A 20,690-nucleotide genomic window follows, 5' to 3' on the forward strand; every position below is an offset into this window, starting at 1 on the left:
CGATGGACCAGCCCGCACCGATAGCCGAGCCCTCCGCACGGAGGGCCCTGCGGGACCGGCTCACGATCCCGGTGCTGGCGTTCGGCGGCATCCTCATGGCCGTCATGCAGACGGTCGTCGTGCCCCTGCTGCCCGACCTGCCCCGGCTCACCAACTCCTCGGCGGGCGCGGTCTCCTGGCTGGTCACGGCGACCCTGCTGTCCGGCGCGGTCCTCACCCCCGTCCTCGGCCGGGCCGGCGACATGTACGGCAAACGCCGGGTGCTGACCGGAGCCCTCGCCCTGATGACCGTCGGCTCGGTGATGTGCTCCCTGTCGTCCGACATCGTCGTGCTGATCGCGGCCCGCGCTCTCCAGGGCGCCGCCGCCTCCGTGGTGCCGCTGTCGATCAGCATCCTGCGCGACGAACTGCCGCCCGAGCGCCGGGGCTCCGCGGTGGCCCTGATGAGCTCGACCGTCGGCATCGGCGCCGCCCTCGGCCTGCCGCTGGCCGCGCTCGTCGTGCAGTACGCCGACTGGCACACCATGTTCTGGCTGACCAGCGCCCTGGGTGCGCTGGGCGTGGCAGGCGTGTGGTGGGCGGTCAAGGAGTCGCCCGTACGGCAACCGGGCCGCTTCGACACAGTTGGTGCCCTCGGGCTCGCCGCCGGACTGGTGTGCCTCCTGCTCGGGGTGTCCCAGGGCGGGCAGTGGGGGTGGGGGAGTCCTTCGGTGCTGGCCCTGTTCCTCGCCGCCGTGGCCGTCCTCGGTCTGTGGTGGTGGCAGCAGCTGCGTACCGAACTCCCGCTGGTGGACCTGCGGTTGGTCTCCCGGCCGCGCGTGGGTCTGTCGCACGTGGCGGCCCTGCTGACCGGGTTCGCGTTCTACGCCAACTCCCTGGTGACCGCCCAACTGGTGCAGGCGCCGAAGGCCACCGGATACGGACTCGGCCTGTCGATCGTGGCCACGGGCCTGTGCCTGCTGCCCGGCGGCATCACCATGCTGGTGTTCTCACCCGTCTCCGCCCGCATCTCCGCGTCCCGCGGCCCACGGATCACGCTCGCCCTCGGGGCCGCAGTCATCGCCTGCGGTTACGCGGTACGGATCGCCGACAGCCGCGACCTCTGGATGATCATCCTGGGCGCGACGGTCGTCGCCACCGGCACCACCCTCGCCTACTCGGCGCTCCCCACCCTGATCCTGCGGGCGGTCCCGGCCGAGCAGACCGCCTCCGCCAACGGCGTCAACGTCCTGATGCGCACCATCGGCCAGGCCGTCTCCAGCGCGGCCGTCGCCGCCGTACTGGTCCACCACACCAGCCTGGTGGGCGGCGCCCCCGTGCCCACCCTGCACGGCTATCTGCTCGCCTTCGGGATGGCCGGCGCCGTCGCCCTGGCGGCCTGTGCCGCGGCCCTGACCATTCCCGGCGACGAATCGGCGCCCAAGAAGACGAAACGCGCCCAGGACCGCACCCGGAGCAGCCGGGACGAGGCGTTGGAGGGAGCATGAGTGCCGTGAGCACTCCTCCCACCGCGCCCGTTCGCCGGGACGCCGAGGCGACCAAGACGGCCATCCTCAAGGCGGCCCGGCATCTGCTGGCCCGGCACGCCCACGGCGACATCACGCTCAAGGCGGTCGCCGAGCGGGCCGGGGTCAGCGCCCCGCTGATCCTCAAGTACTTCGGCAACAAGGACGCCCTCTTCGCCCGCGTCATGTCCTTCGAGGCCGACGCGGACGTGCTGCTGGACGCACCGCTGGACGAACTCGGCCGGCACATGGTCCGCCACGTGCTCTTCAGCCAGTCCCAGCAGGGCGCCGACCCCCTGCTGCGGATCGTGTTCGCCCCTCTTCAGGGCGAGCAGGGCGACATCCTGCGCGCCAACTTCCGCACCCAGGTGACCGCCCGCCTCACCGCCCGCCTCGACGGCCCCGACGCAGGCCTGCGTGCCGAACTGGCCGTCGCCGCCCTGCTCGGACTCGGCGTGATCTACGGCATCGCCCGCGGCACCGAACTGCGCCGGGCGCCCCTGGAGGACGTGGTGGACCGCTACGCCCCCGCGGTGCAGACGCACCTCACGCCGAGTACGGGAACCCGGCGGTCGTAGCCACGAACCGCTCGGGATCGTCGAGCCACGGGAAGTGACTCGCGCCCGCCTGCACCACGACCTCGGCCTTCGGGAAGAGCCCGGCCAGTTCCCGCACCACGGGCGGCGGGGAGTTCAGATCGACCTCGCCGGCGAGCAGGAGAACGGGCGCGTCGAGGCGGCCCAGCCCGGCCCGGGTGACCTCCGGATCGAAGGCCCCTTCGGCGCCGTAGGCCGCCGCGGCCTCCTGGTTCCTCTGGTCCTCTCCGGCGGCGTGATGTGCCTGCGCGGTCGCGTCCCAACGGCCGTAGAAGAACGGCGATACGGCCGCCCAGTGCCCGGCGGCGGCCCGGCCGGCGCCGATCTCCCCGAGCGCTTCGAAGCCCGTGGCGAACCACGGCTCGTCCCGGCGCAGCAGCGCGGTCTCCCGCCGGACCTCCCCGGAGACCGGGACCCCGACGGCGTACACACTCGGACTGATCAGCATCAGGCTGCGGAGTCGCTCCGGATGGCGGGCGGCGTACAGCAGCGCGAGGTTCGTGCCGCCGGAGTGTCCGAGCAGGTCGAGCCGGTCGAGGCCGAGGTGCTCGCGCAGGGCCTCCACGTCGTCGACCTGACGGTCGCAGCGATACGAGGACGGGTCGTCCGGCGTCGCGGACTCGCCGGTACCGCGGAGGTCCAGCAGGACGAGCCGGCGGTGTGCCGACAGGCCACCGAGGTCGCCGAGGTAGGCGGAGGCCTGCATGGGGCCACCAGGGACGCAGACCAGGGGCGGGCCCTCGCCGGTCAGGTGGTAGGCCAGTTCGGTTCCGTCGGGCGCGGAGAAGGCAGGCATGATCACGACCTTCTCAGCGCCCTTCGGACGACCGCAACTGCTTATCGCGACGGCCACGGACTATCGCGACGGCCACGGCTCGCCGCGCCGGTCGATGAGAGCAGCAGGCCGATCAGCGCAGCAAGCGGTCGAGGAACGCGTTCCCGAAGACGCCGTGCGGATCCAGCCGGTCCAGCACCCCGGCCGCCTGCCCCCACGTGCTCTCGCCGAACGAGGCCGGCACGACCGTGCTCAGCACCTCGTCGTCGCTCCAGACCGCGTCGTCCGTATAGGCCCAGCCCTTCGACCACTCGACCCGGGTGAGCGCGTGCTCCCCGTCGTAGGTGGTGAGGAGGAACTGCTCCAACTCCCGGAGAAATGCCTCCGCATGGGGTGTGCCGGGCAGCGTCAGGACGTCCAGCCAGACGGCCGTGTCCCACTCGGGGTGCCCGTCGCTCGGCCGGAGCGCGGACAGCAACGGGGCCCGGGCGCCGTCGAGTTCGACGTCGGCGGGGTCGTCGAGGCCGGTCACGCGGATCTCGACCGAGCCGTTGACCGGGAAGCGCCCCTGAGCCGCGTACGCGGCGAGACGCTCCCGGTAGAAGGACGTGAACTCTGCGATGACGCGCTGCACTTGGGCCCTGCCGGTGAGGACCGCGTAGCCGTTCGCGGTGACCCTCAGGGTGGTGGGTCTGATGTAGAGCAGCGTGTTCTTCGACGGCCCCCAGATGTCGGCGGACAGCGTCGTCACCAGGCCGAGCGCGGCCACGTCGAACTGCGCGTTGCCGAGCACCGGCGCCAGGTACCAGGCCGCGCCCGACACCATCCGCCCCACCAGGTCCGCCACCAGGGTCGGCACGTTGTCGGAGAAGGGGTAGTTGTACGGCGAGGTCACGCGCCGCGAGGTCAGCGGCCGGGTCGGCGACACGCTCCACACCTTCAGCCATGGCACCTCGGTGAAGGCGAACCAGATCGCCTCCACACGCCCCGACTCGTCGAGGAAGCTCGCGAGGGTCCGCCCGTCGGAGCCCGGCGCGGCGAAGAGTTCGGCGGCCGGGATGTCCGTACGGCTCAGACACCGCAGCCGCGTGTTCGCGCCCACGCGCAGCACGACCTCGGTCACCAGGGAGCGGCCGAGGTGGGTGAGCAGCGCGGCACAGTCCGCCTCGTCGCGGTCGTAGGTCCGCAGCACGTACGCGCCCGTGTCCTCGTCCCACACCACGGCGGTCAGTGACAGCACGAGATTGCTGAGCGAGCCGTAGGTGTGGCCGGACGTCCGCCGTTCGCCCCGGGCCGGTACGGCGGTGCCGTGCGCGTCGATCGCCAGGGCGCCGCCGAGGGTGAGGTCGCCGGGAGCCGGCGCGGCGGTGACCCCGAGCCCGTGCCCCTCCAGGTAGGTGAGCAGCGCCTCCAGGGTGACCCCGGCGCCGGCGCGGACGGCGGTCGGTGCGTCGAGGGCGAGGCCGGTGAGGTGCGGGGCCGTGTCGACGAGGAGGACGGGCGCGTCCGACGGTGTGCCCTCGGTGATCGTCAGGGGCGACCAGCCGTGCGCGGCACCACGCGCGCGTACCGTCCAGCCGTGTCGCCAGGCCCAGTTGACGACGTCGACGACCTGGTCCGGGTCGCTCGGGGCGCAGGCCCACAGTCCGTCGGCGGTGATCTCGCCGACCCAGTTCCGGTACGCCGAGCGGTACAGGTCGACGTCGGTGGGGAAGTCCGGCAGCTCCTGTGCCGCCGTCGCCGGATCCGCGGCGATCAGGACGGGCACGGTGGCCAGCGCGGCGGCACCGAACAGGAAGCCGCGACGGGACCAGGAGGGGTCGCAGGGCGGGGCTGAGGACGCGGCGCGGGACGGGTCGTCCGGGGCGTCGAACACTAAGTTGTTCATTGAACGGTCAGTCACGGCCACACGCTAGGGCGCCGTTGACACGTGCCGTCCATTCGTCGAATCCCATCACCCGTGTGAGTGACAGATTCACAGGCGTGGCACCGGAGCGGGCGGGTCCGCGCACCGGAGCAACCGGTTCCGCGGATGTCGGTGGCGGATGACAGACTGACGCCATGGACGAGCGCACTTTCGGTAGGTCGGGTCAGCAGGCATCCGTCGTCGGTCTCGGCACGTGGCAGCTGGGTGCCGACTGGGGAGACGTGGACGACAAGGAAGCCCTCGCGGTGCTGGAGGCGGCGGCCGAGTCGGGGGTGACCTTCTTCGACACGGCCGACGTGTACGGCGACGGACGCAGCGAGGAGACCATCGCCGGCTTCCTGCGCGGCCGTCCCGACCTGCACGTCCTGGTGGCCACCAAGATGGGCCGCCGGGTCGACCAGCTCCCCGAGAACTATGTGCTCGACAACTTCCGCGCGTGGAACGACCGTTCGCGGCGCAACCTCGGCGTGGACCGCATCGACCTGGTCCAGCTGCACTGCCCGCCGACCGCCGTCTACTCCTCGGACGAGGTGTTCGACGCCCTCGACACCCTGGTCGCCGAGGAGCGCATCGCCCAGTACGGCGTCAGCGTGGAGACCTGCGCCGAGGCCTTGACCGCGATCGCCCGGCCCGGCGTGGCCAGCGTGCAGATCATCCTGAACCCGTTCCGCATGAAGCCCCTGCGCGAGGTGCTCCCCGCGGCCCGCGAGGCCGGGGTCGGCATCATCGCGCGCGTGCCGCTCGCCTCCGGTCTGCTGTCGGGCAAGTACACCAAGGACACCGTCTTCGCCGAGAACGACCACCGCACCTACAACCGGCACGGCGAGTCCTTCGACGTCGGCGAGACCTTCTCCGGCGTCGACTACGCGACCGGGGTCGAGGCCGCCGCGGAGTTCTCCGCCCTGGCCCCCGAGGGGTACACACCCGCCCAGCTCGCCCTGCGCTGGATCATCCAGCAGCCGGGCGTGACATCGGTGATCCCGGGCGCCCGCACCCCCGAGCAGGCCCGCGCCAACGCCTCCGCCGCAGCGCTCCCGGAGCTGACCGACGAGACGCTCGCGGCGATCGCCGACCTCTACGACCGGCGGATCAAGGAGCAGGTCGAGGGCCGCTGGTAGCCGGACCTGGGAGGGCCGCTGTTCTCGGGGTAGTCGGGCGGGGAGAAACGCTGACCGAAGCCGACCGGGAGGACAAGTGACCGATCAGCAGGCCGACCCCGAGCGGGGCGATGGACGTGACGAGACCGAGGCGGAGCGCGCCGACCGGATGTGGGGCGAGCTGATCCAGGAGATCCGCGTCGCCCAGACCGGCGTGCAGATCCTCTTCGGTTTCCTGCTCACCGTCGTGTTCACACCGCGCTTCGTGGACCTGAGCCGGGCGAACGAGACGATCTACATCGTGACGGTCGTCCTCGGCGCCTGCGCCACGGGCGCCCTGATCGGGCCGGTCTCCCTGCACCGCCTGGTCTCCGGTCGGCGGGTCAAGACGCAGGCGGTGCGGTGGGCGTCCCGGCTGACGATCGTCGGGCTGTCCCTGCTGTTCGCCACCATGATCGCCGCCCTGCTGCTGGTCCTGCGGGTGGCGACGCACGACCACTACGTGCCCTATCTGGTCGCGGGCGTGGCGGCCTGGTACGTGCTGTGCTGGTTGGTGCTGCCCCTCTGGACCCGGCACCGCTACACGGTCGAGTGACCGCCCGCCCAAGCCTGTTGACCGCTCGCTTCCCGCTACCGGACCTGCCGGCCGTGCTCGGACAGCGCGGCCAGCTGCCGGTCGTGCATCCGGCTCAGCACCAGCACCGACACCGTGGCGCCGATCAGCGCGCAGAACATGTCCCACTGCGTGTCCCACACGTCGCCCTGCGTGGCCAGGAAGGCGTCCGCCGCCTGCCCGCCCACGACGGCCGACAGCCACTCCAGCATCTCGAAGACGGCGCTGAAGGCCAGGCACGCGCACACGGTCAGCGGCGCCAGCCAGCGGCTGCCGCGCAGCGGTGACGTCCGGCTGAGCAACTCCCGTACCAGGACGGCCGGTACGAAACCCTGCATGAGGTGCCCGAAGCGGTCGTACGGATTGCGATCGAGGCCGAAGGTGTCCCGCACCCAGTCGCCCAAGGGCACTTCCGCGTACGTGTAGTGGCCGCCGACGGCCAGGACGAGCGCGTGCGCGGCGAGCAGGCAGCACAGCAGGTTCGTGAGTGGGAAGCGCCGCCAGGTGAGCACGACGATCGGCAGCCCGACCAGCACCCACATCGTCTCCAGGAACCAGGTCGTGGGGTCCTTCGCGCCCCAGGCCGACACGGCGAGGCCCACGGCCACGACGCCGGCGAGCACGACGGGCAGATGCTGCCGGGGGACGGTGGGGTGCGCGAGCGTGGTCATGGGGGCTCCTCCTGGTGGGAGCCCCCATCGTGGCGGGACGGCCGGGCGTCGGCATGAGTACGACTACTCAGCCGCGCCCGGGTAGCAGTACCTCAGTTCTGCGCGCTGCGCAGGGCGGTGATGCACGTGGTGATGGCCTGCTGGAGTTCCTCCAGGCGCTGGACCATGTCGTCCTCGACGAACTCCTGCACATCGTCGAAGGTCAGTTCCTCGAAGACCTTCGTGGCCTTCTGAAGGCTGCTGTAGAACTTCGTCCGCCGTTCCTGGACGCGCAGTTCGGGATCGGCCTCCACGGCCTCGACGACGAGCGACTTCATGGTGTCGTAGGCCTCGGTGGCCCACTCGCCGGTGTCCTCGTCCTCCTCCAGCTCGTCGAGCAGGGACAGGTGGCGCTCGGCCTCCTGGCGCAGGTCGACGGGCGCGTCGATGGTCTGCCCCGCGGGCGTCTTGACCTGGCCCGACTCGGCGATCTGACGCACGTACCCGATCCGGTCGGCCGACCGGGACTCGGTGGCGACGGCCTTCTTGAGGTCGTCGGTGCGGACGACGTCCCGGGCCAGCTCGGCCTGGAGCTCCGGGTCCTCGCGCACACGGTCGAGCAGGGCCTGGCGGGCCGCGCGGGCCGTGGAGGGGTCGGCGAGGATCGCGGCGCGCAGCGCGGTCGGGTTCTCGGCGACCTCCAGCGCCTTCGTCGGGCGGATGCCCTCGGCCTCGGCGGCCTCGGAGATGGCGGTGCCCCGCTCGGACGTCGCGCTGCTGCGCGAGGCGTAGTAGGTGAGCCACAGGTCGGCGTCCGGCAACTCGGCGTCCTGGCCCGGCGCGAGCGCCTCGAAGTGCGGGACGACTCCGTCGTCGGCGGCCCGGTCCCAGGCCTTGTAGTAGCGCATGACGCGGTCGGCGGAGCAGCCGGCCAGCTCGGCGAACTCCTTCGCGGACACCTTCGGCGTCTCCTCCGCGCCCTGGCCGCCGGGCCGTACGCTGCGCGCCACCATCAGGCCGAAGGCCCAGCCGCCGGTCCTGGCGTAGACGCCGAACTCGCGCGCGTCCCGCGCCACGAGGTCGGACAGGGGCGCGGCGGACGTCTCGGACGGGTCGATCGCTAGGGTCACGGATGACTCTCCTGTGCACGGCGGACGGGGGGTGAAGCTGCAGTCCGGAAGCCTAGCCGCACGTATGGCGATGGTCGGGCAGGCCTGGGCATCGGCGCGCTCCTCGGCGAGGATGCCGTCATGAGTGATCGTCCGCTGCCCACCGCCACCCCCGCCGCCCAGGGCGTCGACGCGACCGGCGTCCACGCCTTCCTGGACGCCCTCGAAGCCGATCCCGCCATCGAGCCGCACAGCCTGATGATCATGAGGCACGGTCACCTGGTGGCCTCCGGCTGGTGGGCGCCCTACGCGCCCGAACGCCTGCATCTCCTCTACTCGCTCAGCAAGAGCTTCACCTCGACGGCCGCAGGCCTCGCCGCCGGCGAAGGGCTGCTCCGCTTCGACGACCCGGTGATCTCGTACTTCCCGGAGTTCGAGGCCGACATCACCGACCCGCGCAGCCGCGCGATGCTCGTGCGGCACGTGGCGTCCATGGCCAGCGGGCACGAGGCCGAGACCCTGGACCGGGCGCGCGCGGCCGACCCCGAGGAAATGGTGCGCGGCTTCCTGCTGGTGCCGCCCGAGCGCGAGCCGGGCACCGTCTTCGCCTACAACCAGCCCGCCACGTACACCCTCGCCGCGATCGTCCAGCGGGTGACCGGCCAGTCCCTGACGGAGTACCTGCGCTCCCGGCTGCTCGACCGGATCGGCGTCGGCGAACTGGCGTGGCTGCGCGACGGGGCCGGCCGCGAATTCGGCTTCAGCGGGCTGCACGCCACGACCGACGCGATCGCCCGGCTCGGCCAGTTGTATCTGGCGGACGGCGTCTGGGAGGGCGAGCGGCTGCTGCCCGAGGGATGGGTCGCCGAGGCCACGCGCGTGCACGTCGACAACAGCTCCGGTACGCCCGAGGCGGCGCTGTCGGACTGGCAGCAGGGCTACGGCTACCAGTTCTGGAGGGCGCGGCACGGATACCGCGGCGACGGCGCGTACGGGCAGTTCTGTGTGGTGCTGTCCGAGCACGACGCCGTGATCGCGACGACCGCGGCCACCGAGGAGATGCAACGGGTGCTCGACCTGGCCTGGGAGCACCTGCTGCCGGCCTTCGGACCCGAGCCGCTCCCCGGCCGGGAGGCGGCGGACACGTCTCTGGCGGAGCGGTTGGCACGGCTCGAACTGCCGCCGGCCGCGGGGAAGTTCGCCCCGCCGGAGGGCGACCGGGACTGGTCAGGCGCCGAGTTCACGCCCGAGGGCGGTGTCTGCGCCGACCGGCCGAAGCTGACCGCGGTCGAGGTGACGTCTGGCGCGGATGGTTGGGGGCTGGTTCTCACGGAGGACGGGCGTCGGCTCGATCTGCGGTTCGGGGAGGCCGGTTGGGCCGTCGCCGAGGGCGCGCCGCCCACCGCGGTGAGCGGGGGATGGACCGACGCCGACACCCTCGCGATCGACGTGCTGTTCCTGGAGACGCCGCACCGGCTGGCGGTGACGTGCTCGCTGCCGGAGCGGACGTTCACGGCGAAGTGGCGGACGACCCCGCTGCACCCCCTCCCGCTGCGCGCGATGCGGGCGCCCCGGCCGTCGGTCTGACGCGAGCGCCCCGGCCGTCAGTCCAGAGTCACCCGGAACGTCTTGAGGAAGGTGTTCAGCGCCTGGCGGTTGGCGGCGTCGTCCCAGTAGGCCGCCGGTGTCGTCCAGCGCATCGAGAAGCTGCGGCCACCGCCGATGAGGAAGCCGCGGCCGAATGTCTGCACCTGAGTGCCGTCGACATCGGAGAGCCACTCCATGTCGGCGGCCTTGTATCCCTGGTACGTCGTCGCCTCGATGTCGCCGATCCGCTTGAACCCGGCGGTCTGCTTCAGCACCGGCTCCACGTCGTCCCGCCACACGGCGACGGGATCGGGGCCGGCGACCTCGCTGTAGGTCACGGCGAGCGTGCGCGGATCGTCGTCCGCGCCGAAGGTCACGCGGACCGACTCGGTGCCGCCCTTCTGGGTCTCCAGCCGCTTCCAGCCGGCGGGGAGGGCGACGGAGAAGCCTTCCGGCGCGGTGTAGCGGCGGAAGCCGGCCGGCAGACCCGTGGCCGAGGCGGAGGCCGTGGCGGACGGGGAGGCCGACGGAGATGTCGAGGGGGAGGCCGGCGGGGAGGTCTTCGGTGGTACGGATGCGGGTGGTGCCGAGGCTCTGCCGTCGGAGCGCTGCCCGGCCGCGGAGACGTCGGCCGAGGCGGACGGCCGGGCCGCCGAATTGGCCTCGGAGTCGTTGAGGCCCGGCAGTTGGTGGGTCGCGGCGAGTACGGCGACGGCGACCGTGCCCACGGCCAGGGCGGTGCCGACGGCGATGGAGGGCCGGCGCCAGTTCGGGACAGCGTGCACGGCGGCGACGTAGACATCCCGCAGGCCGTGTCCCGAGCCGCTGCGCAGGGTCGCTTCCGGTTCCTCGGTGAGCACGCGGCTGAGGGCCTCGCGGACCACCGGCCGGGTCAGCCGTTCCCTGGAGTTCTTGCGGAGCAGCCCCTGCACGGTCTGGGTGAGGGGGCCCGCCCGCACGGGGGAGCGCAGCGGAAGCTTGTCCACGCCCTTGAGGGTGGCCTCGGGCCGGTCGCGTTCGCGGAACGGCGGGCGCCCCTCGATCATCGTGTAGAGCATCGCGCCCAGGGCCCACATGTCGGCGGCAGGGCCGATCCGTTGGTCGCGGGCCTGCTCGGGAGAGGCGAACGAGGGTGCGGTGAGCCGGGGCGCGAGCGTGGCCCCCGCCAGGCCGAAGCCGGTGATCACGATCGGGCCCCGGTCCTGGATGTACAGCTGGCCCGGGCTCAGCTCGCCGTGCGTGATGCCCTCGGCGTGCGCCACCTCCAGCACGTCGAGCAGCTCCAGCGCGATGCGCGCGGCCCGTACGTAGTCGAACGGGCCCTGCTGTTCGAGGAGTTCGCCCAGTGGGGTGCCGTCGATCCATTCGGTGACGGTCCACAGGGCGCCGTTCTCCTCCACGGCGTCGACGACCGTCGCGACCCGGCCGGGGCACAGCCGCCCCATCGTCTCGGACATCCGGATGATGCGGGCGGCGCGCGGCACGGCCTCCGGGCCCGGATCGTCCGGGAGCCCGATCTGGGCGAGGAGAAATGGGCGTTGGGCCTCGACATCGTTGCCGTACCAGCAGAGGCGATTTGTCTCGCGCTGGACGACATCGACGAGCCGGTACCTTCCGGCGACCAGCTCGTGCGTGAAGACGTGCGCCTTGACCATGGTCATCCCTCGCAGAACCCGGGTGTTCCCCTTTCCCAGAAGTACGGCGAGTGGGCCTCGGTATGTTCAAACATTCCGCGACCAAAGGGCGGCGGCCGCCTTTTGTTCATACGGAGTTGGGTATTTCCATAGCACCGGATTGAACCTGACGGATATTCAACCCGGCTCAACTCGTCGGTAGGTCACGGGAATTCAGCGCAGACCGAAGCGCTCCGCCCATGCCACCACGTCACCCGCCGTCGCGTTGCCCCCGCACACGACCAGTCCGATCCGCGCACTGTCGCCGACCCGCTCGACCACCTGTCGGGCCGCCGGCAGCAGACATCCGGCCGCCGGTTCGGTCCACACCTTGGCGTGCTCGGCGAGGTCCAGCACACCCCGCACCGCCTCCCGGTCGGGCACCACGAACACCTCCTCGACCAGCGCGGAGACATGGTCGTACGTCAGTTGGGACACCGTCGGCGCGCAGAGGGTCGTCACGATCGAGGACGGGTCCACCGGGACCGGACCGCCCGCCGCCAGCGCCCGCGACATGGCCTCCGCGCCCGCGGTCTCCACGCCCCAGACCCGCACACCCGGCCGTAGCGCCCGGAAAGCCGTCGCGACACCGGCGATCAGTCCGCCGCCCCCGATGCTGACGACGACGTCCGTGAGGTCGCCGGCGTCGGTGGCGAACTCCAGCCCGACCGTGCCCTGACCGGCGATGACGACGGCGTCGTCGAAGGGGTGGACCGGCGTCAGCCCCTCCGCGGGCAGCCGCGCCATGAGCGCGAACGCCTCGGCCATGCCCTCCGTCAGCCGCACCGACGCCCCGGCGGCCTCCGCGATCTCGATCGAGCGCGCGGGAGCCGTGCGCGGCATGATCACCGTGGCTTTGACGTCGAGCGCCGCGGCCATCACCGCGAGGGCGATCCCGTGGTTGCCGCCGCTGACCGCCACGACCCCGGCCGCCCGCTCCGCCTCGCTCAGCGAGAGCAGCTTCGCCGTGGCACCGCGCGCCTTGAAGGACCCGGTGCGCTGGAGCAGTTCGAGCTTCGTGGTGACCGGAGCGCCGAGCAGGTCGGACAGGCCCGGGCTCGGCACCGTGGGCGTGCGTACGACATGGCCGGCGATCCGCTCGCCCGCGGCTTCGATGTCCGAGATCCCGATCAAGGCACTCACCCTCCCGGCACGGGGGTGAAGGTCCGCGCCGCTTGCACCCTGACCCGGCGAGCGGTCGCAGGTCAACACGGATTTTCCTACGGCGGGGAGGGGCGCCCGTCTCTGCTTGTGCCGAGCCCTGTAGGGGAGAGCCTCAGAGGTCGCGCCGGACGAGAAAGTCCAGCAGCGACCGCAGTTCGGTCACGGCCCGATCCGTCAGCGGGAGCCCGGCGAGCACCGTCTCCACGGCGGTGATGTGCCGCCGCGCCTCCGCCAGCGCCGCCGACCCGCCGCCGCCCGCCTCGATCAGGGCGGCCGCCTCCGCCGGCGCGTCGCCGCGGTCCAGCAGTCCGGCGAGCCGACGGGATCCGGGATTCGACGAGTCGAGCGCGGCCAGCACCGGGTAGGTCTTCTTCCGCTCCCGGAGGTCGCCGTGGACAGGCTTGCCGGTGACCGCGGGATCGCCCCAGATGCCCAGCACGTCGTCCACGATCTGGAAGGCGACCCCGAGATGCCGGCCGGCCCGGTCGAGGGCGGCGGCGACCGGGGGCGGCGCACCGCCGAGCAGGGCGCCGAGGGCCGCCGCGCAGCCCAGCAGGGCGCCCGTCTTGTGCTCGGCCATCGTGCGGTACTCGTCGGGCCGCACCCGCCCGGGACCCGTCCACGGGCGGCCGGCGAACAACAGGTCGTCCGCCTGTCCGCGCACCAGGTCGCCCAGCGCGGCGGACAGTAACCGCAGCGCCCGCGGTCCGGCCGGAGTGGCGGCGAGCGTCTCGACGGCGAGCGCGAAGAGCGCGTCCCCGGCGAGGACCGCGGGACCGGTGCCGTACGCCTTCCACACGGTGGGGCGGCGGCGCCGGGACTGGTCGCCGTCCATGATGTCGTCGTGCAACAGGGAGAAGGCGTGCACCAGTTCCACCGCGACCGCCGCCGGCACCCCGTCCGCGCCGGGCGCGCCCACACCCTCGGCCGCCAGCACGGCGAGCGCCTGCCGCACCCCCTTCCCGCCGGAGGCGTCGGCCGGCGCTCCGCCCACCTCGCACCAGCCGAAGGAGTACGCGGCCATCTCACCCACCCAGGGGTGCATGCGCCCGACGGCCTCCGCGAGGGCGGGTCGCACCAGACTGCGGCAGCGGTCGAGAACCCGGCGGGCATCCGCCGGCGCCTCCAGCTTGGTCACGGGCGCCTCCAGCGTGGTCGTCGGACGACCCGGCGCGCTCATCGGACGACCTCCGCCCGCAGACCGAGCTCCACCTCGGCCCGAGCCACCATCTCCCTGGCGTGTCGCAGTCCGATCCGGTCCAACTCACCGGCGAGTCGCGCCAGTTCGTCCGCCGTCTCCGCACTGTCGCGGCCCAGCCGGGCCAGCGACTTGGCCAGCCCGAGCCGCGCCAGCGCCGTACCCCGCGGCTCGCTCATCGCCCGGAACTCCGCGAGCGCCTGCTCGTACAGGTCCCGGGCCTCCGCGTAACGCCTCGCCCGGTACAGGACGTTGCCGCGCATCTTGTGGTTGTAGGCCAGCGCGCTGGACAGCTTCATCGCCCGGCACGCCGTCTCCGCCTCCGACAGCAGCGCGAGCGCCCGCTCGGTGTCCCCATCGCGTACGGAGACGATGTCGGCGAGCCCCCGCAGCGCCCAGGCGTGTCCGCGCCGGTCGTCCGCACCCGCGGCGATCTCGGCGGCCTCCTCGAACAGGGCGTAAGCGGTGTCGTAGGAACCGGTGTTGCGGTGGATCTGCGCGATGCCCTCCAGGGCCCACACTGTGTGCCGTGCCTCGCCGCGCCGCCGGGCCTCGGCCAGGAGTTGCTCGTGCAACCGAGCGACCGCCTCGTAGTCGCCCTGGATGCGGCCGGTCTCGGCCAGCCCCGCGAGGGAGTAGCCGCGGACGACGACATCCCCGCCGGACTTGCCCATATCGGCGGCGAGTTGCAGCAGCCGGCGGGCCAGCGGGAAGGCGCCGCGCTGTCGGGCGAGGGTGCCGCCGCTCCACAGCGCCCAGGCCATCGCCGCCATGTCCTCGGCCGCCCGGGCCGAGCGGTAACTGGCCTTCCACGCGCGATCTGCGTCCCCGACCTGTCCCAGCCGTCGGTGCGCCTCGGCCACCGCGAGCCCCGAACGCGCCGCCTCCCCGTGCTGACCAGCCTGTTCCGCCTCCTTCAGCTGCCGGGTACCGGCGGCCAGTACGTCGGTCAGCGACGAGTTCACGGACAGGGTGGTGAGAGCGCCCTGGTACTCCGGGGCGTGTGCCTTGCCGTACATGGATGCCTTTCGGTCCATATACACGATGCGTATACATCGAGCGTATACATGTCTGCTCTACGCCCTGTGTATACATAGTGTGTATAGTGCGTCGAAATTGAGCCCTGGCCGGGAAGGCCAGGGCATCACTTGTTGTCGATCAAGACGCCACTTCCGCCGCCGGGGTTGCTTGTGCGACGCAGATCACTCGACGCGGATCACTCGATGAGAGGTCAGTGCTGCTGGGCCTTCTGCGGGGTGACTTCGCTAGGCCGCACGACGACGTATCCCTGGCCCTGGAGCATCAGCTGTACGGCCTCGCCGGAGCCGCCGCGCAGCATCGAGCCGATGGACTGCGAGCGGTGCAGCGAGGTTCCAAGTCCCGCCGTCCAGCCGACGACCGCGTCCGTGTCGACGTACACCGGGTACTGCGGCGAGACCGGGATGACCAGCGGATTGCCGTCGCAGACCAGGCCCAGCCTGCCCTGTCCGGTGAAGACGCTGTTGAACAGGCCGCCACCGGCCATGCCCGCGCCCTTCACAGTCGAGATCCGGTACGACAACGAGGAGTCGAAACACAGGACGTTGCGGCCGTTGACCGTGAACTCGTCGCCCGGGTCGATGTCGACGACGAAACAGTTCTGCGCCTCGTGCGCGAACCACGCCTCGCCCTGTCCGCGCACCGCCATGAGCGGCAGGCCCTCGCCGGTGACCGCGCGCTTGAGCATGCCGCCCACGCCCTGGCCCTTGCGTTCGAACTGCAGATTGCCGCGGTAGGCGATCATCGCGCCCTGGCGGGCGTGCATCTCGCCGTTCACCGCGTACTTGATGCACTTGGCGTTCTCGACGGTCATTCCCGGCTGGACGGCCGGCTGGACCATGCGCTCACTGGAAAACAGGTCACCCTTCATGCGGGCATCCTGGCCCGGACGGGTTGATTCCGCCAAGATCGTCGACGAGAACCTGACAGAACCGGGACGTTGCGCGGATCAGGCGCCGAAGAGCTGGGTCCAGTACGTGCCCGACGGGCCGCCGCCCGCGAAGCCGATCCCGATGTGGGTGAAGTCGGGCTTGAGGATGTTGGCGCGGTGACCGGGACTGTTCATCCAGCCCTCCACGACCTCGGCGGCGGAGCGCTGCCCGCAGGCTATGTTCTCGCCGATCGTCCGGCGTCGGGAGCCCGCCCGGGCGGCCCGGTCCCAGGGCTGGCCGCCCTCCGGGTCCGTGTGCGAGTAGAAGGCGCGGGCCACCATGTCCGCGCTGTGCGCCTGCGCGGCCCGCGTGAGGAGGGGGTCGGTGGCCAGCGGGGGCAGACCCGCCCCGGCGCGCTCCCTGTTGGTGAGATCGACGACCTCGGCGGCCGTGCGGTCCAGGTCGCCTGGGGTGAGCGGCCGCGCCCACAGGGCCGTCCAGAAGGTGTCCCCGGAGCGCCCGTCGGCGACGTACGCCAGCCCCGCGTGCGTGAACGCCGGATCGGACAGGGTGCGCCGGGTCTGCTCCCCGCGCAGGCAGTAGTCGACGAACTCAGCAGTGGTGCGCGGACCGGAGACGAGGTGCTCGCCGATGGTCAGATACGTGTATCCCGTGGCGGTGACGCGCTGGTACACGGAGACGCCGTCCCGGCCCTCCACACCGAGTTGCCCGGCCGCCGCCATCGCGGAGGCGTGGGCGCGCGCTGCGGACGTCAGGCGGGAGTCCAGGGCGACGGGTGGCGAACCGGCCCTGGCGCGGGCGGGGTTGATCAGGCGGAGGAAGCCGTCGGGGTCGGCGGCGGGGGAGGGGTGTCCGGAGGAGGCGGACGGTGTGGATCGGCTGCTGGGGGCCGGTGGTGCGGAGTGGCCGTGGGAGACGGGCGCATTGGACCGGCCGCGGGACAGGTTCGGCAGGGACCAGCGGCGGCCTGTCGGCGGTGCGGGTGCCGCCGGCTGGGCCGGGTCGTCGGTGACGTCCACCCCGAAGTCGCGGGCGATGCCCGCCAGTCCGTCGGCGTACCCCTGGCCCAGGGCGCGCAGCTTCCAGGTACCGCCCCGCCGGTAGATCTCGGCGAGCAGCAGCACGGTCTCCTGCTGCGGGCGCGGCGGGGCGAAGCGGGCGAGTTGGCGGCCACCGGGGGCGCTGAGGTGGAGCGCGGGTGCCGGCAGACGGCCGAGCGGGGTGCCGGGGTCGGCGGGACTGACGACCACCGTGATCCGGGTCGCTCCGGGGCGCAGTCTCGGCGGGTCGACGGTCAGGGTGTCGCCGTCGAGGCGGGCGCCCGGGGCGGACGGCTGGTTGTAGAACACGAAGTCGCCGTCGCCCCGGACCTTGCCGCCGTCGTCCGTGATGAGCGCGGAGACGTCGAAGGGGCCCGGTACCCGGACGGTCACGGCGCCGGCCGGGAGGGGCATGTTGCCGCCGGGGACCAACTCGGTCATCGCACCGCCCTGATGTGTCGTCGTCCGCGGCCCGGTGGGGGTGCCAGAACCCCCGGTGGGCTTGCCGGATCAACGTCCGTCAGGGCGGTCCGGGTTCCCGCGGCGATCAGTTCCTGACCACGCCGGGCGCGATGTCCTCGTACCGCTCGACGGGTGTGACGGCGCGTGGCGACTTCGCGGGCTTTCCGCAGAACGCGGACTCCAGCGTGCCCAGCATGGTGTTGAGGACCTCGCCGTTGTTGGAGGTGGTGGCGAGCGCCGCGAGGCTGCGCCTGCCGTCCTTGGAGGCGAAGGCGTACGTGTAGTAGCCCTGGACGGCGCCGGTGTGACCGTAGACCGAGACTCCGCACGTCAGGTCGCGGCGGCGCAGGCCGAGACCGTACGCCTGGGTGCTGTTGACCGGGATCATGCGCTCCATCTGCTTCAGGCTCGCGGCCGAGGTGAGCCGGCCGCCGAGCAGGGCGGTCAGGAAGGTGTTGAGATCCCGGGTGCTGGAGATGATCGCGCCCGCGTTCTGCGCCCAGGAGACGGTCTGGTCGGTCGCGTCGACCAGTGGGGCGCCGGCCTGGTCGGGTGTGAGGTAGCCCTTGGTGTGGCGGCCGGGGATCTTCGTGCCGGGGTGGAGGTAGAAGGTGTCGCGCAGTTTCAGCGGCTTGAAGACGCGGTTCTCGTACGCCGTCCGTACCGAGTGGCCGGTGAGCTTCTCGATGAGCAGGCCCGCGACCACGAAGTTGGTGTTGGAGTACGCGTAGGCGGCGCCGGGCTCGTTGGTGCGGGCGTGCCGAAGTGAACGGTCCACGAGCTGGCGGTAGGTGAAGACCTTGGTGCGGACCGCCTCGAAGCCGGGCACGGTCTTGGCGAACATGTCGTTCGTGTAGTCGTACAGACCGCTGCGGTGGGCCAGCACGTGCCTGACCGTGATGCGCCGGTCCGGGAGCAGGCCCGGCAGGTAGCGGTCGACGGAGGCGTCGAGGTCGAGCTTCTTCTCGTCGGCCAGTTGGAGCAGTACCACCGCCGAGAAGGTCTTGGTGACGCTGCCGATACGGAACCGGTCGGCGGTGGACAGGGCCCGGCCGGTCGTGCGGTCGGCGACACCGACGGCCGCCGTCCGTACTTTGCCGTGGTCGACGACGCGGGCCATGGCGCCGGGCGCGCCTTGCTGAACTGCCGTACGCAGGACGCTTCTCAGGCCGGTGATGTCCGGTTTCGGGCGGGATTCCGCCGGTGCGGCCTGCGCCGGTACCGCGAGGAGGGACAGGGTGAGGGTCCCCAGGACCGCACCCTTGGCCAGGGATGCGATATCTGTCACATTCACGCGGTGCAACCTTCTTCCGTCGAGTCACATCTCCACAGGGGACGCACAGTTGGTCACTCGTTGATCACCGCGCGCCGTGGATTTGCAAAGTATTGCCATGGATCACGCTGAAAGCGATGATTTGGGCTTTACATGTCCATGACTTATCCATAAGGGTTTCGCCTCAGGGCCCGACCAGCCCTCGTGGTGCTCAACGGCGCCACGCCTCGGGGCGGTTGGATTTCCGGCCGCTCTGCCAGGAAGGAAACCCTCACCAGTGCGTAGACCGCACATACGCAGCGTGGCGGTCGCCGTCGCCGTGACGACGGCTGCCACGGGCCTCGCGGGTACTGCGTTCGCCGACCCCGCCGCGGGGGCGGGGTCCTCGAAGGCCGCCGCCGAAAGCTCGGCCGCGTCCGTGATGGCCGCCGCGCGCGCCGCCGCGTTCGCCCACTCCTCGGCGACCGGTGTCCTGACCGGCGACGAACTTCAGGCCACGGACGTCCTGATCGACCCGGAGGGCGCGCGGCACGTCCGCTTCGCCCGGGCCCACGAGGGCATGCAGGTCCTCGGCGGCGACCTCGTCGTGCACCTCACCCGGCAGTTGAAGTACGCGGGCGTCACCCGCGCCGCCGACCACACGGTCAAGCCGGCCACCAGCGACTCCAAGCTCACCGCCACGCAGGCCGAACAGAAGGCCGCGTCGGCGGCCAAGGGCGACGCCGGTCCGGCCGTCCTCGTGGTCGACGCGCGCGACGGCGGCTCCGCCCTCGCCTACCAGGTGCGGGTCAGCGACAGCGGCACCACCGAGGGCGGCGGTTCCAGCACCGTCGTCATCGACGCCGTGACCGGCAAGGTGCGCAGCAACACGCCCGACAGCGACGAGTTCCTCTCGCCCGAGCTGCTCGAGACCCTGCGCAAGCGGGGCGAGAAGCTCGACCCGCAGACCGGCATCGGCTCGCAGGCCGCGGGGCTCACCGCCGCCTCGTCGGGCGCGGCCGCCGTGCACTACCCCCAGACGGTCACGGGCACCGGCAAGTCGCTCTTCGTCGGCAAGGTCTCGCTGACCGTCACCCGGACCGCCGCCAAGAAGTACCAGCTCAAGGACCCGAAGCGGTACAACTCCGAGACCCGGGACGCCAAGGGCACGTTCACGGAGAACTTCGCCCGCGGCAAGGCGATCGTCAACTCCACGTCCACGTTCGGCAACGGCGCCCTCTCCAGCCGCAACAGCGCGGCCGTCGACGCCCAGTACGGCGTCACCAAGACCCTGGACTTCTACAAGAAGACCTTCGCCCGCAAGGGCATCGCCAACAACAGCAAGGCCGCCAAGGCGATGGTCCACTGGGGCACCGAGGTGGCCAACGCCTTCTGGGACCCCACCTGCGGCTGCATGCTGTACGGCGACGGTGACGGCGTCATGTTCAAGAAGCCGCTCGTCGTCCTCGACGTCACCGGCCACGAACTGACCCACGGCGTGGTGGACGCCACCGCCAAGCTGGAGCCCACGTACGTCGATTCCGACGGCAACCAGTACGGCGAGCCGGGCTCCCTGAACGAGTCCCTCGCGGACATCTTCGGCTCGAACGTCGAGTTCTTCACCAACAACGCGAAGGACAAGCCCGACTACCTCATCGGCGAGAAGCTGGGCCTCGCCCAGAAGTTCCTGCGCCGCCTGGACAAGCCGTCGCTCGACGTGCTCGAGGGCGCGATCGACTACTGGTCGCCCGAGGTCTACGACACCGAGGTGCACGCCGGTTCCGGCGTCTCCTCGCACGCGTACTACCTGCTCGCCGAGGGCAGCGGCCGCAAGACGATCAACGGGGTCGCCTACGACTCGCCGACCTACGACGGCTCCACGGTCAAGGGCATCGGCCGCACCAAGGCCACGGCGATCTTCTACCGCGCCCTGACCCGCTACATGGTCTCCACGACCGACTTCCACGACGCCCGCTCGGCGACGCTGAAGGCGGCGAAGGACCTGTACGGGCTGAACAGCACCGAGTACAAGACGGTCAACAAGGCCTGGGCCGGGGTCAACGTGACCGTCGCCAACACGCCGGCCATCAGCCGCTGACCCGAGAGTCCAG

The 20,690-nt window shown here is 71.6% G+C and carries 17 protein-coding genes; 6 read left to right on the plus strand and 11 right to left on the minus strand.

From position 1 onward, the window contains the following. The first annotated feature begins 2 nt into the window (after nt 1-2). Both ACIP6U_RS29340 and ACIP6U_RS29345 read left to right on the plus strand, forming a co-directional pair. Nucleotides 3-1,487, plus strand: coding sequence for an MFS transporter (locus tag ACIP6U_RS29340; RefSeq protein ID WP_401723724.1), 1,485 nt, complete (start codon nt 3-5; stop codon nt 1,485-1,487). Further along, nucleotides 1,484-2,083 carry a TetR family transcriptional regulator gene (locus ACIP6U_RS29345; protein ID WP_401723727.1) on the plus strand — a complete coding sequence of 200 codons (600 nt, stop codon included), beginning with the start codon at nt 1,484-1,486 and terminating at the stop codon, nt 2,081-2,083. Before ACIP6U_RS29340 ends, ACIP6U_RS29345 begins: the two co-directional genes overlap by 4 nt. On the opposite strand, the gene ACIP6U_RS29350 is transcribed toward ACIP6U_RS29345, so the two are convergent. Together ACIP6U_RS29350 and ACIP6U_RS29355 are read right to left on the minus strand one after the other, a co-directional pair. Further along, the gene (locus ACIP6U_RS29350; protein ID WP_401723729.1) at nt 2,052-2,897 is read right to left on the minus strand and encodes an alpha/beta fold hydrolase; all 846 of its coding nucleotides are present in this window, start codon (nt 2,895-2,897) and stop codon (nt 2,052-2,054) included. The two genes, ACIP6U_RS29345 and ACIP6U_RS29350, sit on opposite strands and share 32 nt — an antisense overlap. 112 nt (nt 2,898-3,009) lie before the next feature. Then, nucleotides 3,010-4,764: a cholesterol oxidase substrate-binding domain-containing protein gene (locus ACIP6U_RS29355; protein ID WP_401723732.1), complete on the minus strand. Its 1,755-nt coding sequence runs from the start codon at nt 4,762-4,764 to the stop codon at nt 3,010-3,012. A gap of 173 nt (nt 4,765-4,937) precedes the next feature. On the opposite strand from ACIP6U_RS29355, the gene ACIP6U_RS29360 reads away from it, so the two are divergent. Both ACIP6U_RS29360 and ACIP6U_RS29365 read left to right on the plus strand, forming a co-directional pair. Further along, nucleotides 4,938-5,921 (plus strand): aldo/keto reductase, encoded by a 984-nt coding sequence (locus tag ACIP6U_RS29360; RefSeq protein ID WP_401723735.1) that lies wholly within the window; start codon nt 4,938-4,940, stop codon nt 5,919-5,921. 148 nt (nt 5,922-6,069) lie between these two features. Then, nucleotides 6,070-6,495 carry a DUF6328 family protein gene (locus ACIP6U_RS29365; RefSeq protein ID WP_401723910.1) on the plus strand — a complete coding sequence of 142 codons (426 nt, stop codon included), beginning with the start codon at nt 6,070-6,072 and terminating at the stop codon, nt 6,493-6,495. A 35-nt stretch (nt 6,496-6,530) separates the two neighbouring features. Here ACIP6U_RS29365 and ACIP6U_RS29370 read toward each other — a convergent pair whose 3' ends face one another. Next, nucleotides 6,531-7,184: a DUF2238 domain-containing protein gene (locus tag ACIP6U_RS29370; protein ID WP_401723737.1), complete on the minus strand. Its 654-nt coding sequence runs from the start codon at nt 7,182-7,184 to the stop codon at nt 6,531-6,533. Nucleotides 7,185-7,276: 92 nt separating this feature from the next. Further along, the gene (locus tag ACIP6U_RS29375) at nt 7,277-8,293 is read right to left on the minus strand and encodes a hypothetical protein (protein WP_401723739.1); all 1,017 of its coding nucleotides are present in this window, start codon (nt 8,291-8,293) and stop codon (nt 7,277-7,279) included. A gap of 120 nt (nt 8,294-8,413) precedes the next feature. On the opposite strand from ACIP6U_RS29375, the gene ACIP6U_RS29380 reads away from it, so the two are divergent. Then, complete coding sequence (locus ACIP6U_RS29380; protein ID WP_401723742.1) at nt 8,414-9,859, plus strand: serine hydrolase domain-containing protein; 1,446 nt, start codon at nt 8,414-8,416, stop codon at nt 9,857-9,859. Nucleotides 9,860-9,876: 17 nt separating this feature from the next. Here the strand turns inward: ACIP6U_RS29380 and ACIP6U_RS29385 are convergent, their stop codons facing one another. From ACIP6U_RS29385 to ACIP6U_RS29415, 7 genes are all read right to left on the minus strand, one after another. Then, nucleotides 9,877-11,520 carry a serine/threonine protein kinase gene (locus tag ACIP6U_RS29385; RefSeq protein WP_401723745.1) on the minus strand — a complete coding sequence of 548 codons (1,644 nt, stop codon included), beginning with the start codon at nt 11,518-11,520 and terminating at the stop codon, nt 9,877-9,879. Between the two features lie 186 nt (nt 11,521-11,706). Then, entirely contained in the window at nt 11,707-12,666 is a 960-nt protein-coding gene (locus ACIP6U_RS29390; RefSeq protein ID WP_401723746.1) for a threonine/serine dehydratase, read from the minus strand. A gap of 142 nt (nt 12,667-12,808) precedes the next feature. Continuing rightward, nucleotides 12,809-13,876, minus strand: coding sequence for a polyprenyl synthetase family protein (locus tag ACIP6U_RS29395; RefSeq protein WP_401723749.1), 1,068 nt, complete (start codon nt 13,874-13,876; stop codon nt 12,809-12,811). Next, entirely contained in the window at nt 13,873-14,913 is a 1,041-nt protein-coding gene (locus ACIP6U_RS29400) for a tetratricopeptide repeat protein (RefSeq protein WP_401723911.1), read from the minus strand. The genes ACIP6U_RS29395 and ACIP6U_RS29400 overlap by 4 nt, the downstream gene beginning before the upstream one ends. A 212-nt stretch (nt 14,914-15,125) precedes the next feature. Further along, nucleotides 15,126-15,803 carry an AIM24 family protein gene (locus ACIP6U_RS29405; RefSeq protein ID WP_401723752.1) on the minus strand — a complete coding sequence of 226 codons (678 nt, stop codon included), beginning with the start codon at nt 15,801-15,803 and terminating at the stop codon, nt 15,126-15,128. A gap of 78 nt (nt 15,804-15,881) precedes the next feature. Beyond that, the gene (locus tag ACIP6U_RS29410; protein WP_401723755.1) at nt 15,882-17,306 is read right to left on the minus strand and encodes a CAP domain-containing protein; all 1,425 of its coding nucleotides are present in this window, start codon (nt 17,304-17,306) and stop codon (nt 15,882-15,884) included. A 106-nt stretch (nt 17,307-17,412) separates the two neighbouring features. Continuing rightward, a complete protein-coding gene (locus ACIP6U_RS29415) occupies nt 17,413-18,597 on the minus strand; it encodes a serine hydrolase domain-containing protein (RefSeq protein WP_401723913.1) in 1,185 nt (394 codons plus the stop codon). Nucleotides 18,598-18,877: 280 nt separating this feature from the next. Here ACIP6U_RS29415 and ACIP6U_RS29420 point away from each other — a divergent pair, with 280 nt between their 5' ends. Continuing rightward, entirely contained in the window at nt 18,878-20,677 is a 1,800-nt protein-coding gene (locus tag ACIP6U_RS29420) for a M4 family metallopeptidase (protein ID WP_401723758.1), read from the plus strand. Nucleotides 20,678-20,690: the final 13 nt, after the last annotated feature.

Source organism: Streptomyces sp. NPDC088794 (assembly GCF_044750545.1).
In the GTDB taxonomy this organism is placed as follows: Bacteria; Actinomycetota; Actinomycetes; order Streptomycetales; family Streptomycetaceae; genus Streptomyces.

Excerpts from the sequence above, each read along its gene's own strand:
- ACIP6U_RS29340 (WP_401723724.1), top strand. The coding sequence starts at position 3 with ATGGACCAGCCCGCACCGATAGCCGAGCCCTCCGCACGGAGGGCCCTG.
- ACIP6U_RS29345 (WP_401723727.1), top strand. The coding sequence starts at position 1,484 with ATGAGTGCCGTGAGCACTCCTCCCACCGCGCCCGTTCGCCGGGACGCC.
- ACIP6U_RS29350 (WP_401723729.1), bottom strand. The coding sequence starts at position 2,897 with ATGCCTGCCTTCTCCGCGCCCGACGGAACCGAACTGGCCTACCACCTG.
- ACIP6U_RS29355 (WP_401723732.1), bottom strand. The coding sequence starts at position 4,764 with ATGAACAACTTAGTGTTCGACGCCCCGGACGACCCGTCCCGCGCCGCG.
- ACIP6U_RS29360 (WP_401723735.1), top strand. The coding sequence starts at position 4,938 with ATGGACGAGCGCACTTTCGGTAGGTCGGGTCAGCAGGCATCCGTCGTC.
- ACIP6U_RS29365 (WP_401723910.1), top strand. The coding sequence starts at position 6,070 with ATGTGGGGCGAGCTGATCCAGGAGATCCGCGTCGCCCAGACCGGCGTG.
- ACIP6U_RS29370 (WP_401723737.1), bottom strand. The coding sequence starts at position 7,184 with ATGACCACGCTCGCGCACCCCACCGTCCCCCGGCAGCATCTGCCCGTC.
- ACIP6U_RS29380 (WP_401723742.1), top strand. The coding sequence starts at position 8,414 with ATGAGTGATCGTCCGCTGCCCACCGCCACCCCCGCCGCCCAGGGCGTC.
- ACIP6U_RS29385 (WP_401723745.1), bottom strand. The coding sequence starts at position 11,520 with ATGACCATGGTCAAGGCGCACGTCTTCACGCACGAGCTGGTCGCCGGA.
- ACIP6U_RS29395 (WP_401723749.1), bottom strand. The coding sequence starts at position 13,876 with ATGAGCGCGCCGGGTCGTCCGACGACCACGCTGGAGGCGCCCGTGACC.
- ACIP6U_RS29400 (WP_401723911.1), bottom strand. The coding sequence starts at position 14,913 with ATGTACGGCAAGGCACACGCCCCGGAGTACCAGGGCGCTCTCACCACC.
- ACIP6U_RS29405 (WP_401723752.1), bottom strand. The coding sequence starts at position 15,803 with ATGAAGGGTGACCTGTTTTCCAGTGAGCGCATGGTCCAGCCGGCCGTC.
- ACIP6U_RS29410 (WP_401723755.1), bottom strand. The coding sequence starts at position 17,306 with ATGACCGAGTTGGTCCCCGGCGGCAACATGCCCCTCCCGGCCGGCGCC.